This is a genomic window from Ferroacidibacillus organovorans, assembly GCF_001642725.1.
Taxonomy (GTDB): domain Bacteria; phylum Bacillota; class Bacilli; order Alicyclobacillales; family SLC66; genus Ferroacidibacillus; species Ferroacidibacillus organovorans.
This window is the reverse complement of sequence record NZ_LSUQ01000002.1, coordinates 91,184-103,483: the sequence shown is the minus strand read 5'-3', so window position 1 is coordinate 103,483 and position 12,300 is coordinate 91,184. Positions and strand designations below refer to the sequence as shown.

12 protein-coding genes are annotated in these 12,300 nt (G+C 48.0%); 11 read left to right on the top strand and 1 reads right to left on the bottom strand.

Annotated elements, in window-relative coordinates; translation table 11 throughout:
• The first annotated feature begins 1 nt into the window (after window position 1).
• Both AYW79_RS01140 and AYW79_RS01135 read left to right on the top strand, forming a co-directional pair.
• A complete protein-coding gene (locus AYW79_RS01140) occupies window positions 2–952 on the top strand; it encodes a carbohydrate ABC transporter permease (RefSeq protein WP_067952807.1) in 951 nt (316 codons plus the stop codon).
• Window positions 953–971: 19 nt separating this feature from the next.
• The gene (locus AYW79_RS01135) at window positions 972–1,793 is read left to right on the top strand and encodes a carbohydrate ABC transporter permease (RefSeq protein WP_067560659.1); all 822 of its coding nucleotides are present in this window, start codon (window positions 972–974) and stop codon (window positions 1,791–1,793) included.
• Window positions 1,794–1,979: 186 nt separating this feature from the next.
• On the opposite strand, the gene AYW79_RS01130 is transcribed toward AYW79_RS01135, so the two are convergent.
• Window positions 1,980–2,837, bottom strand: coding sequence for a Cof-type HAD-IIB family hydrolase (locus AYW79_RS01130; RefSeq protein ID WP_067560657.1), 858 nt, complete (start codon window positions 2,835–2,837; stop codon window positions 1,980–1,982).
• A gap of 215 nt (window positions 2,838–3,052) precedes the next feature.
• Here AYW79_RS01130 and AYW79_RS01125 point away from each other — a divergent pair, with 215 nt between their 5' ends.
• The 9 genes from AYW79_RS01125 to AYW79_RS01080 all read left to right on the top strand — a co-directional run bounded on the left by AYW79_RS01125 (window position 3,053) and on the right by AYW79_RS01080 (window position 12,193).
• Window positions 3,053–3,583, top strand: coding sequence for a Chromate resistance protein ChrB (locus AYW79_RS01125; RefSeq protein WP_335583208.1), 531 nt, complete (start codon window positions 3,053–3,055; stop codon window positions 3,581–3,583).
• Between the two features lie 63 nt (window positions 3,584–3,646).
• Complete coding sequence (locus AYW79_RS01120; RefSeq protein WP_067560653.1) at window positions 3,647–4,414, top strand: COG4280 domain-containing protein; 768 nt, start codon at window positions 3,647–3,649, stop codon at window positions 4,412–4,414.
• Window positions 4,415–4,880: 466 nt separating this feature from the next.
• Window positions 4,881–6,056 (top strand): ABC transporter ATP-binding protein, encoded by a 1,176-nt coding sequence (locus AYW79_RS16240; protein ID WP_067560650.1) that lies wholly within the window; start codon window positions 4,881–4,883, stop codon window positions 6,054–6,056.
• A gap of 4 nt (window positions 6,057–6,060) precedes the next feature.
• Window positions 6,061–6,993, top strand: coding sequence for a carbohydrate ABC transporter permease (locus AYW79_RS01105; RefSeq protein WP_067952809.1), 933 nt, complete (start codon window positions 6,061–6,063; stop codon window positions 6,991–6,993).
• Between the two features lie 13 nt (window positions 6,994–7,006).
• The gene (locus AYW79_RS01100; protein ID WP_067560645.1) at window positions 7,007–7,819 is read left to right on the top strand and encodes a carbohydrate ABC transporter permease; all 813 of its coding nucleotides are present in this window, start codon (window positions 7,007–7,009) and stop codon (window positions 7,817–7,819) included.
• A 103-nt stretch (window positions 7,820–7,922) separates the two neighbouring features.
• Window positions 7,923–9,203, top strand: coding sequence for an extracellular solute-binding protein (locus AYW79_RS01095; RefSeq protein WP_067560644.1), 1,281 nt, complete (start codon window positions 7,923–7,925; stop codon window positions 9,201–9,203).
• Between the two features lie 125 nt (window positions 9,204–9,328).
• Window positions 9,329–9,961 carry a nitroreductase family protein gene (locus tag AYW79_RS01090; RefSeq protein WP_067560642.1) on the top strand — a complete coding sequence of 211 codons (633 nt, stop codon included), beginning with the start codon at window positions 9,329–9,331 and terminating at the stop codon, window positions 9,959–9,961.
• A gap of 136 nt (window positions 9,962–10,097) precedes the next feature.
• The gene (locus AYW79_RS01085; RefSeq protein WP_067560639.1) at window positions 10,098–10,820 is read left to right on the top strand and encodes a response regulator transcription factor; all 723 of its coding nucleotides are present in this window, start codon (window positions 10,098–10,100) and stop codon (window positions 10,818–10,820) included.
• The gene (locus AYW79_RS01080; protein WP_067560637.1) at window positions 10,820–12,193 is read left to right on the top strand and encodes a sensor histidine kinase; all 1,374 of its coding nucleotides are present in this window, start codon (window positions 10,820–10,822) and stop codon (window positions 12,191–12,193) included. Before AYW79_RS01085 ends, AYW79_RS01080 begins: the two co-directional genes overlap by 1 nt.
• The last annotated feature ends 107 nt before the right edge of the window (window positions 12,194–12,300 follow it).

Genomic DNA, 12,300 nt, shown 5'->3' with positions numbered 1-12,300 from the left:
CATGGCGATGATCAATGAAATGCGTTTGGCTCGCGTCGGATCTGGTGAAACAAAGCGGCGAGCCAAACGTCGTCGCACGCGAAAAGATCTGTGGACGGCTGTTTTGTTTCTGCTCCCGTCCCTCTTGTTTTTGACCGTTTTTGTGTATGTCCCTTCCGTGATGGCGTTTGGTCTTGCGTTTTGGCACTATCATTTGCTGGGTGTTCATACGACATGGGCGGGAATTTCTAATTTTACGGATGCGCTACAGTTTAACCTTTTCCAGCAGTCGCTGTGGAACACATTCTATTTTGCCGCTTTGATGGTGCCGGGAACCCTCATTCTGTCCGTGTCCATCGCTTTGTTAATCCAAAAAGCGTCGCGCTATTACGGTGTCATTCGCACACTCATTTTGCTGCCATACGCAACGCCAGCCGTGGGGACGGCGATCGGGTGGTTATGGATCTTTGATCCCACGTATGGGATGGCAAACGGTGTGCTGCACGGATTGGGATTGCCGGAGTCCGGTTGGCTGCAGTCGCCAAGTATGGCCATGCCTTCTATCGCCATCTATTCATTGTGGCACGGTGTCGGTTTTGATGTGGTGATTGTCATGTCAGCCATTGCTGGTTTGCCAAAATCCGTCCTTGAAGCGGCAGCGATGGATGGGGCAGGCGCGTGGCGGAGATTCTGGCAAGTCACCTTGCCGCTGATTTCCCCCACCATTTTCTTTCTTGTCGTCGTCACAACGCTTGGCGCGCTGCAGAGTTTTGCACAGATCTATGCATTGACGGGTGGCACCGGCGGGCCAGAGTACGCAACGACAACGAGTCTTTTCCTGATTTATGAGACGGCATTTGTTTACAATCACTACTCTTATGCGTCGGCTATGGCTGTGATTCTCGTTTTTGTCATCCTCGTGTTGACGCTCATCCAACGCTATATCGGAAAACGATCTGTGTTTTATCAATAAAATGCCAGGGGCTGACAAGATGTTTCGGTTAGGTCGGCGATACGTACGCGCGTTGATTTCGCTCGGGATCGGGCTTTCCTTTTTATTCCCGCTCTATATCGCACTCGTCACTTCGTTGGACACAAAGGCGGACGTGTTTCAGTTTCCACCGCACCTCACGCTCGATGGTCGGCTCGGTGTCTATGTGCGCGCGTGGAACATGTTTCCTTGGATGATGTACTTCGGCAATACGCTCTTTATTGCTTTTGTGACCATCTTGATTGCGCTAGCTACATCCGTGCTGGCTGCGTATGCGCTCAGTTTCATCGAGTTTCGCGGTCGCGAGTGGGTGTTTTCGCTGATCTTGGTCGTGATGATGATCCCGAGTGAAGCGCACCTGATTCCGAATTTCGTAATTTTAGCGATGATGAACTTGATAGACACCTACTGGGCGCAGATCTTGCCTTACGGCGCATCTGTTTTTGGAATCTTTTTATTGCGCCAGTTTTTTCTCTCACTGCCCAAGGATTACTGGGATGCGGCGCGCATCGATGGCTGCGGTCATCTGCGCTATCTCTGGTCGGTTGCCTTGCCGCTGAGTAGGCCCATTCTCTTCACGGTCTCACTGTATATTTTCATCGGCTCCTGGAATTCGCTCATGTGGCCTCTCATGGTCACGCAGAGCCACAATGTGCAGCCCGTCGAGGTGGCGCTTGCCCACTTTCTTGATAACAACTCGGTGGATTGGCGGCGTCTTTCGGCGGCCTCGCTTTTCACGACGATGCCTGTCATCCTTCTGTTTCTTCTCCTCCAGCGCTACATCATTCGCGGGATCTCTCGCGGCGAAGGCATTCAAGGCTGAGCATTATTACGATCAGGTGTGTGGGAGCGGATCTGTGTGGGTACGAAGTTAACGTTTTATGGCGGATGTACGACGATCGGCGGCACGATCATTGAACTCGCACATGATGGATATCGGTTGATTTTCGATCTGGGGTATGCAGTATGATGTGGGCGATTTACTGCAAAAGAATCCCGTGAAGCGATTTTAAGCTTCACGGGTTTTTTCAAGGAGGTATGTGTTGAGGTATTGCGCTACGCCATCCTGATCATTGCTGGCCGTGAATTGGTCGGCGTAAGGAATCAACTGTGGATTGGCGTTTGCCATTGCGATCCCGATGTCGGCATAGCGCAAGAGATCGGCGTCATTCATTTCGTCGCCAAACGCAAGCGTTTTCGCAAGGGAAAGCCCTAGTCGGTTTTTAACGTCCCTGACGGCAGTCGCTTTTGATACGCCGGATGGAGAGATCTCAATCACTTCATAGGGGTCTCGCCACGAACGGAAATGTACATCGAGCGTGGGACGCTGGCTGGCTTCTTTTATAAATCGTTCATGTTGGTTGCGGGGAACATGCAGGAGAAGTGAACAGGGGCTGTCGGGCAATCCATCGTCGCGACGGATTTCCCTCGGTTGGCGTTTCGGATCGGAACCAAGGACGGCTTTCTGAAAAAAGGATGTCATGCTGTCCGTCCATCCCAATTCTCCGAAACTGTGAAGCAAGTAGCATTCAAACCCGATCTCAGCGACTGCCATACGTCCGCCGAGTGCGTACGACAAGTCAATAAGATCGTTTGCCGATGACTTTGAAATGGTCTTTTTTGTGATGATTTCTTGCTGGGCTTCGTCCCACAGGATTGCGCCGTTAAGCGCGATCAGCGGTGTCGTAAGAAGAAGTTCACGGTGATACGGGAGCGCTGCACGCGGGGGTCTTCCTGTTGCCAATACGATGGTGTGACCGCTTGCGATCGCGTGAGAAAGGGTTTCTTTGCTCATCGCGCTGATGGTGTGATCTGGGTGCAAAAGAGTGCCGTCAAGGTCGATTGCAATGAGCCAAGGGACTGTCATGGTCTGCCTCCCAATGGTTGAGGGATGATTTCATTGTAGTTGACCTATGTGATTCAGCGATGGAGATGATGTAAAGAAACCATAAAGTTGGTGTACTTGGCTGATAAAATGTTTCCGAGTGAAGCGGATCGAAAAAGTGAAACAATGGTTGCGTTTTTATGATTTTGTGATATGTTGAGTAGGGATAATAGAAGTTCTATGGAGAGAGTGATGCCATACTGATCGAAGATCAATCTAGATGGATCATTCTTACGTATCGTGTCACAACAGATACATCTACGTTACGTGTAAGAGCTTGGCGTATTTTACGTAGAATTGGTGCGGCTTCGCTACAACAGTCTGTCTATATTGTACCGGCTAGAACCGAAGTGATTAAAAAATTGAACAAACTCAAGTTCTTTATTGAAGAAGCTGGCGGCAATGTTCATTGGCTTGACGTCGACCAGTTTTCTGAGAACACCCAGACCCATATGATCGAATTGATGAACCTGGAGCGTTCGGCTGAATTTATAGAATTCAGAGATGAATGTGTCCGCTTCATTCGTGAAGTGTCCACGTACAAGGAACCCACGCTGCATGGATCCATTGAAGATTGGGTCATCAAATTTTACCGACTGCGAAAGTGGTTTCGAAAGTTAACTGCGCGGGACTATTTTCAATGCTCCAATCGGAGCGATGCAGAAGATAAATTGAGGGAATTGGAATCCCTACTTTCTGAAAGGCTGGACATAAACCTGAGTGGTTAAATGGCAACGTACAAAATTGTAGACATACCGATGGAAATCTAATCTGCGAGGAGTGAAAAAGCATTGAATCTGTTTGATTTGTATGCTTCGTTCGCAAGCTTTCTTGGTACCGGTGTTGAATTTGTAGAGGCGTTAACCATTGTTTTAGCGGTCGGTGTCATACGTGGCTGGAAAAGCGCCTTATACGGAGCGGCAACCGCAGTTTTGGTATTGGCTGCGCTTGTCGTCATCATTGGTGCCCCGCTTGTCCGTGTGATTCAGACGCCTTGGGTGGCACTCATCATTGGGTTATTCATGTTGTTGTTCGGCATTCGCTGGTTGCGTAAAGCCATTTTGCGATACGCTGGATTAAAGTCATTGCATGATGAGGCGGAAAGCTACAATGAGGAGATGGATCGTCAACGCAAGGCTGGATACGTAAAATCCGGGATTGACCAATTTGCATTTATCACCGCGTTTAGCGGTACATTTTTGGAAGGTCTTGAGGCAATTTTTATTGTCATTACCATTGGGCTAAGCACGAATCACATGCAGTATTCGATTGACGGCGCAGTCATCGCCACGGTTGTTACAATCCTTGCTGGCGTTCTTCTACGGAATCCATTGACAAAGGTGCCAGAGAACACCATGAAATTTGTTGTTGGAATTATGCTGACTAGTTTTGGTTCATTTTGGCTGGGAGAGGGCTTGCGGGTTCATTGGCCACAAAAAGATGTCTCTATTCTGTATTTAGCTGTAACACTGCTACTTGTCTCCTATTTTATTATACAGCGTTGTAAATCCGTTTTAAAATCCACAAATCAAGGCTCAGATTTTCAGAAATTAGCTTAGGAGTGATTTTGTGAGGGTTTTGCAAACGTTATGGGGATTGCTTGTCGACGATCGAAGATTGGCATCTATTCTTATGATCGCACTCCTTTTATCCGCAATTTCTTCGCTTGTTTTGCGAGAATTTTTCTTGGGGGCAGTTCTCATATGGGGAGGTTTGATTGTTTCACTGGTTGTATCTGTAGAGCATCAACTAAAATTAAAAATGAAAAAATTGAAGTGATCCATTTTCATAGATTTGTTCTACCATGTGTTTGATCTAGCCGTGCTGAGCCGTTCTAAGCAGCCGGCTATTTTTTATCTTCGTTCGACAACGTTTTAACTTCTTCTCATCTTATTTACAATTCGCGTATAAATTAGGGGAAATCATTTTCTATTCTTTAATTCAAATCGGATACTTTGTATGAGGAACAGCAACATCGCGTTGGTAGACTCTCTATGAAGAGTGATGTGGGGGAGGAAAAACGCGGTGGATGCAGTTCATTTTTATGATGTAACGAAACAGTATGGTACTCAGTGGGCACTTCAAGAGGTTACCTTCACGGTACAAGCAAATGAATTCCTTGTGATTGTTGGACCGTCCGGATGCGGGAAATCAAGCATTTTACGCATGATCGCCGGATTAGAACAACCCACATCAGGAACCATTCAAATTGCAGGTCTGAATGCCAAAGATACAACACCTGGTGAAAGAAAGATAGGAATGGTCTTTCAGAACTACGCATTGTATCCTCACTTAACCGTGTTTGAAAATCTAGCGTTTCCGTTGCGTGCCACTCGTATGCAAAAGATGTTGATTCGCAAGCGTGTCGAAGAAGTTGCAAAACTTCTTGAACTGGAGGAAATGCTCACCAAACGACCTGGTGCACTTTCAGGCGGACAAAAGCAACGCGTAGCTCTGGGAAGAGCGCTAGTTCGACAACCCGATCTGTTTTTAATGGATGAGCCGCTCTCAAACCTTGATGCTGTCCTGCGTGAGAAAATGCGTGTGGATTTACGCCACTTGCACGAATTGTCGCGCGTAGCAACCATCTATGTCACACATGACCAAGTCGAAGCGATGACCATGTCTGACCGCATTCTCGTTATGCAGAAAGGGAGAATCGAGCAAATCGGTACACCACACGAGGTGTACCACCGTCCGGCCACACTCTTTGTAGGCCGTTTTTTTGGTTCGCCCCCAATGAATGTCTTGAATGTCACGATTCTTGTTCGGTCAGGCCGAGTTGAATTAGGTTCGATCAATCACGATGATACCATCCCGGTTTTACTGCCCACGGAGTTAGGAATCGATCGATTGCCGCAAAACGGCAGCACATTTTGGCTAGGATTTCGACCAGAAGTTATAAAAGTTTTGCGGGGAGAAGGAATTCAAATCCTTGTCACGGTAACACACCTCGAAACGCTCGGCGCACGCACGCATGTTCATGCTACGTGGGGGAAGGATGCGCTTGTCTATTTCATTGAACACGGTGAGTGTGCGCCAAAGCGCAATGAGCGGGTATGGATTACGGTGCCTTACGAAGCATTTCACTGGTTTGATGAACATCAGCAACGACTCGACATCGATCTCTCTGAGCAAACGCACCTGTCTCCACAACGATCAAGGCGAATTCTGACTGCCGTGAATGGCTCGGAGGCGTAAACCAATGTCAGTGATGATTGAGCGTTCCAGGTTAACCCTACGCCGGCATGTAGAAACGTTGTTTGGGTTTGGACTCTTGTTGCCAAGCATGCTCATCTTTCTTGTGTTTTTTTATGCTCCTGCAGTGTTTCTGGTGTACATCTCCTTTTTTCACTGGAATATCTTCACATCCCGGAGTGCGTTTGTCGGATTTGAAAACTTTATCATTCTCATTCACCAGCCCCTCTTTTGGCAGTCACTGGCGAACAGTTTGTACTATACAGCAGTGATTGTCCCATCGGTGACCATGCTAGCGCTCGGCCTCGCACTACTCTTGCGTGGGGGAATTCGATCAAAAGGTGGGTCTGCGATACGATCCATGGTGTTTTTACCGCATGTGACTCCGGTTGTAGCGACCTCCATTATCTGGATCTGGTTGTTTGATCCACAATTTGGACTCATCAACGCCGTCTTGGGATTTTTCCATCTGCCGCAACCGGGATGGTTGGGGAGTACTCACTGGGCTATGCCGGCAGTGATGATCTTCAGTCTATGGCACTCTTTAGGACTCTATACGGTGCTGTTTCTCGGGGCGCTCTCAACGCTTCCGCGCGGGGTCATGGAGGCGGCGCAACTGGATAACGCCAGATCCTGGTATCTCTTCCGTCGAATCATCTGGCCACTTGTGAGCCCTGTAACCTTTTTTGTGGTCGTACTCGCCACAATTAATGCGCTGCAGACCTTCTCGCAGATCTATACGTTAACCGGTGGTCCACACGGTGGAGCAGGCGGGCCGGCGTTTGCCACAACGACAGATTCGATTCTGATTTATCAAACCGCGTTTATTTACCAACATTTCTCGCTCGCGTCTGCAATGAGTTTGATTCTCTTCATCCTCATTTTAGCGTTAACACTTTTACAGAAGTGGATTGCCGATAGACTCGTTTTTTATCGGTGAGAGGAGGTACATCATGTCGAATCGTTGGCCTATGGTCATTCGAATTTTCATCGCAATCCTCTTTATTGCGCCTATTTATTGGACACTTGTCATTGCCACGGGCGCGCGCGGTGCGGCGTACAGTTTACCGCCTGTCTTCTTACCCGCGTTTCACTTTCACGCCCTATGGGTGGTATTGACGCAAACAAGTTGGATGCGCTATCTCCTCAATAGCATATTGATTACGTCTCTGACCATCGGATGCGTCCTTGTGAGTAGTGCGCTTGCGGGTTACGCACTCGCAGAAATAAACATGCCTGGAAAAAACGCGATTTTCTATCTGTTTCTCGGTGTAATGATGCTTCCTGGGCAGGCGCTGTTGGTGCCGCAATATGTGGTCATGTTTCACTTACACCTACTAAATTCGTACGCTGGGTTGATTCTACCATTTACAGCGAATACGTCAGGTATTTTCCTGTTTCGTCAGTATTTCATGAAACTTCCGCGCAGTTATCGAGAGATTGCGCGTGTGGAGAATGTGAACTCGTGGACGTACATACGGCGTGTAGCGGTTCCGCTTGCTCGTCCTGCGGTTGCCACGGTCACATTGCTTACATTCATATCCTCGTGGAATCAATTTCAATGGCCGCTGATTATGACGGATACCACAGCGATCGATCCAATCGAGTTGGCTCTGACCCGTTATATGCAGACGTACCAGGCGAATTGGAGAGAGCTCGCGTCTGCCGCTCTGCTGGCGCTCGTGCCGATTATTATCGTTTTTCTGTTTACTCAAAACCACATCGTTGCGGCGGTTGCCGGAGGTGAGCAAGGTTCTAAAGAATGAGTCAGAAAAACCGAGTTTTGAGAGGGGGGATCACTGTAATAAAGGATGGATGGATAAGGATTGCGCTTTTGTAGATTGTTAAAATTGATGGAGGTGGCATTTGATGAATGCGAAATGGATGGCCTTGATGGGAACCGGAGCCGTTGGTCTTTATTGTGTTACGAGTTTACTGACGGGTGGCGTACAGGCACAAACAAAGCCTGTTCAGCAAGTTACGCTTTGGGAATCACACAATGGGGGACCTGTTGCAGACTCGATGACGTATCTCGTGAATTGGTTTAACCGGACACATCCAGGTATTCATGTGACGATCGACGTCACCAAAGCGAGCACAAAGGCCTTAGGCGCATTGGCTGCGGGAAACCCGCCGGTATTGGCCGAAATCAGTCACTATGACGGATCATTTTTAAACGCTCATGCGCTGTTATCCCTTAATCCCTATGTGATGGGAAAGGGTGGCTTGAGTGAGGGAGCGACCTATCCAAGTGTGTGGACAAACGGGGAAGTGGGAAGTCAGCACTATCGCATCATGGCGGATGCTAAAGTCTCGCAATTAACGTACAACATAAAATTGTTTAAGCAAGCTGGGATTAAATCGGTCCCACAGACGTGGACACAATTAGCGGCAGATCTTGCGATTATTAAAAGAAAGTTTCCTACTGTGGTTCCTTTAGCCTATAAAGATTCTTCTGCGCATATTCTTCCGCCTTTTCTCGCCAACGGAGGCCAACTTTTTCTACCGGGTTCAAACCAGCACAAAACTGACTTCCTTTCTCCTGCGGCTTATGAAACCTTTAATTACTTCCGAACGTTGTACGCCAAGCATGAGATGATTTTTGCGCATGGCGCGAATATCCGATCCGATTTTGGCGCGGGGAAAATTGCTGTGGCGGATGGGACATCCGCAGGATACGAAAAGATCCTCGAGGCAGTTCATGGGCGCTTTCCAGTGGGCGTTTTCGCGTATCCCAAGGGGTCTTCTGGCCATACTGCAAATTTGGTTCAAGGACTTGGGTTTGTGATGATGATCGATCACACCAAAGCACAGAACGCTGGGGCCGCAACCTTCATCAAATGGTGGTTTAGTGAGGGTCCGCAGATTTATTGGGGCGAGCACTCTGGGTTTCCGCCAGAAACAAGATCTGCTTCCGTGCGGATCCCATCCTCTTACATGGCCACTCATCCAGGTACGAGAGTAGCGATTTCAGAATTGGCGTCGCCGTATACCATCCCTCGTCCCGTTCCAACGGCCTACAATGAAGTCCAGTCTGTGCTTGACGCATACTTCTACAAGGCAGTGACAGGACAAACAAGCGTAAAAATGGCGCTGACTCAGCTTCAACAGCAGGCCGATGCCTATTTAAGCGGAAGTGCTCAACTCTAATCTTTTAGAGTCCATTACAAATTAGGTGTGTTTTATGACGCTTGCACGCAGACGCAGCGAGAAAGAGAGCGTTTGTGTCTGCGTGCTGAGCAGCAATAAGAATTTTTATCGGAGGGAGATGTAGCATGGAAACATTTTTCGCCATTCAATCGCGGTCAAGCATCAAGAAATTTTCTGATGCGATCGTTGCTAGAGAGTTATTAGAGAAGTGTTTGGAGTCAGCGACGTGGGCGCCCAATCATCGCATGACCGAACCATGGCAATTTCGTGTTTTGGCTGGTGAGTCTCGCATTCGTTTGTCAGAGGCGATTGCCGAGCAAATGTCTGGGGCATCTGGTTACGTTCATGAATCGTCACCCGAAGAACGCAGGGAGTTGATTCGGGAACGCGTAACGTACCCACGAAGGATGTTCGGGGATGTTCGCCAATCGATGGAGATCGAGAAGATACGTAAAAAGCTATTAAGCGCGCCTGTGATCGTTTGTGTCTATTCAGATCAGGGAAAGGACGCAGTTGTATCGCGTGAAAATCTCTCTGCGACAGCGGCGGCTGTACAAAATTTCCTTCTCTGTGCGCATGATCTAGGACTGGGAGCGATCTGGCGCACGGCAGAGTATTTCGAAGGGTCTCACGTAAAATCATTTTTGAACGTAGGTGATGAGGCGTCGTTTGTCGCGGCGATTTATCTAGGCTATTCCGAACAACGTCAGGTGCCTCGAAGGCGAACAAGTTGGGAGAAAAAAACGCTGTGGGTTTAATCGGTTCAGTGGTGCGAGGGGATCATTACCATTTCTTTTACGATTATTCACGAAACGCTTACACTGACAAGGTAATCTTCTAATTAGACTGTTCCATATGCTTCAATTGCATGGCTGTAAATGAGGAGCGACCTCCATGGCGAATGTGCTGATTGTCGAAGATGAGCCAAAAACTGCAGAGATCCTGAGACTATTTTTGGAGCAGAATGGACACACATGCAGCATCTCGCACGATGGTCACGCCGGGCTTGGAAGAGCGTTGACGGAATCCTATGACGTCCTTCTTTTAGATCAAATGTTACCTGGCATTGACGGTTTGAAAATTTGCCAAACGGTAAAGTCACAGCGTGTCGTGTATGTCATTTTGATCACAGCCAAAGCGGGTGAACAAGATCGTATCGACGGATTGGAGCGAGGCGCAGATGATTACGTTGTAAAGCCATTCAGTTTGCGTGAACTGCTCGCTCGAGTAAATCGATTGGTCATGGAGCGAGAGAGACGTAGTGAAACTTCGGAAAATATAAATTCGCTGATCCGCGTCGGCAACTGTTTGCTCGAAACGTCAGCGCTTTCCTTACGGTCAGGGATTCACGAGGTGATCCTGACCGTAACGGAGAGTCAGATGCTGGAGCTCCTCTTCTCAAGATTTGGGGCTGTGTGCAGCAAAGTTGAACTGGCTAATGCGGCTGGACTGATCGCGTCAGGGGAATCTTTGGATGATGCCACGTCGCATAAAGTAACCTCTCATATGAGCCATCTGCGGAAAAAGTTAGCTCAAATCGATTCTTTATGTTTTTTAAAAACGATTCACAGTGTGGGATATAAAATCGTTTGCCTTACGTCAGAGGACCGTAACTAATGCAGCGGATAGGATTCCATTCGCTGCGTCGGCGGTTGCTTTTTTTATTTGGATTGCTGGCAATTTTTATTGGGCTTATCGATTTTGCTGGGTCGCAACTCGTGATCCAGCAAGAACTGAGTGTCTATACGGAACATGTGCGCCAAGATCAGATTGATGATTGGGCAAGGGTGCTTTCTGCCTTATATGTGGAGCATGGTGACTCATGGACATTTCTGGCGTTGATTCGCTCGCCGAAATCCCTTTTCCCCATTGATGGACTTGTACTCGGACATACGCAGTATCGTATCCTCTCGAATCATAAGGTGTTGATCTCCTATCCCGAGAATGTGAAACCACAGTCTACCTGGTTAACAAGTCCGATCGTCGTGATGGATCAATCGATCGGAACGCTTTTTGTCCGGCCGACCGTCTCGCCGCCTCTCGCGCAATTGAGTCATCAATTATTCAGTTTTTTCTCTCTGTTACAGGGTTTTTGTATTATTGTAGCCATCACACTCTCAACCTTGATTGCCATCCAGGTGCTCCGACGCGTTCTTCAACCTTTGGAACAATTGACAGTTGCCGCAAAAGGGATTACGCAGCACATCTTTGATCTTCCCATACCAGTTGGAGAAGATCGCGAAGTTGCAGAGGTGCTGAATGCTTTTCGCATGATGCAGACTCACTTAACGATGGTGCAAGAGGCGAGGGAACGATTGTTGGCGGATGTCATGCATGAGTTGAGAACCCCTATCACAATTATAGCGAATCAAATCGAATCTGTGCAATTAGGGATCAGTGAATTGAAGGATGAACAGCTCACAGTGCTGTATGATGAGATGATTCGCATGGGAACGGTGTTAAGCGATTTGCAACAGTTGAGTGATGCGCAGGCAGGTGTACTCAAATTAAATGTTTCACGGGTTGATCTTGTTGAACTCCTTGTAAATATGAGGGAGATCTATCAAGTGGACTGCAAGGTGCGCGGAATTACCTGTACGATTGATTCGGAGTTGGATTCTGAATGGTCTTTGATCGATCGCAGAAGGGTGACCCAGGTTCTTGTGAATTTGATGACGAATGCGATGAAATTCACACCGGATGGTGGACGAATTGAGTGGCATTTGAGGAAAAATCGTGACAGAGGGGGCGGAATACAGATCGCGATTCGGGATCAGGGGCTGGGAATCGCGGCAGAACATTTGCCTTATCTCTTTGAACGGTTTTATCGCGTGGACCATTCGCGCTGTAGGGACACCGGGGGATCTGGTCTGGGTCTGGCGATTGTGAAAGAGATTGTTGAGCAGCATGGCGGTTCTGTTTTTGTAAAGAGCATTCAGGGTGAAGGATCGACGTTTGGGTTTACGCTCCCTGCAAGTCGTCTTGAATAAGGACTTGTTGCAATGAACCATCGGATTTGTCCGCAATCATCGAGTATTGATAATGGAAGTATCGAAATCATCTGGTAGAATTGACACGACACGCAGAGTGAAGGGAT

What these genes read in the sequence shown, in the direction of transcription:
- AYW79_RS01085 (WP_067560639.1), top strand. Translation starts at nt 10,098, where the DNA reads ATGGCGAATGTGCTGATTGTCGAAGATGAGCCAAAAACTGCAGAGATC.
- AYW79_RS01105 (WP_067952809.1), top strand. Translation starts at nt 6,061, where the DNA reads ATGTCAGTGATGATTGAGCGTTCCAGGTTAACCCTACGCCGGCATGTA.
- AYW79_RS01135 (WP_067560659.1), top strand. Translation starts at nt 972, where the DNA reads ATGTTTCGGTTAGGTCGGCGATACGTACGCGCGTTGATTTCGCTCGGG.
- AYW79_RS01080 (WP_067560637.1), top strand. Translation starts at nt 10,820, where the DNA reads ATGCAGCGGATAGGATTCCATTCGCTGCGTCGGCGGTTGCTTTTTTTA.
- AYW79_RS01130 (WP_067560657.1), bottom strand. Translation starts at nt 2,837, where the DNA reads ATGACAGTCCCTTGGCTCATTGCAATCGACCTTGACGGCACTCTTTTG.
- AYW79_RS01100 (WP_067560645.1), top strand. Translation starts at nt 7,007, where the DNA reads ATGTCGAATCGTTGGCCTATGGTCATTCGAATTTTCATCGCAATCCTC.
- AYW79_RS01090 (WP_067560642.1), top strand. Translation starts at nt 9,329, where the DNA reads ATGGAAACATTTTTCGCCATTCAATCGCGGTCAAGCATCAAGAAATTT.
- AYW79_RS01140 (WP_067952807.1), top strand. Translation starts at nt 2, where the DNA reads ATGGCGATGATCAATGAAATGCGTTTGGCTCGCGTCGGATCTGGTGAA.
- AYW79_RS01095 (WP_067560644.1), top strand. Translation starts at nt 7,923, where the DNA reads ATGAATGCGAAATGGATGGCCTTGATGGGAACCGGAGCCGTTGGTCTT.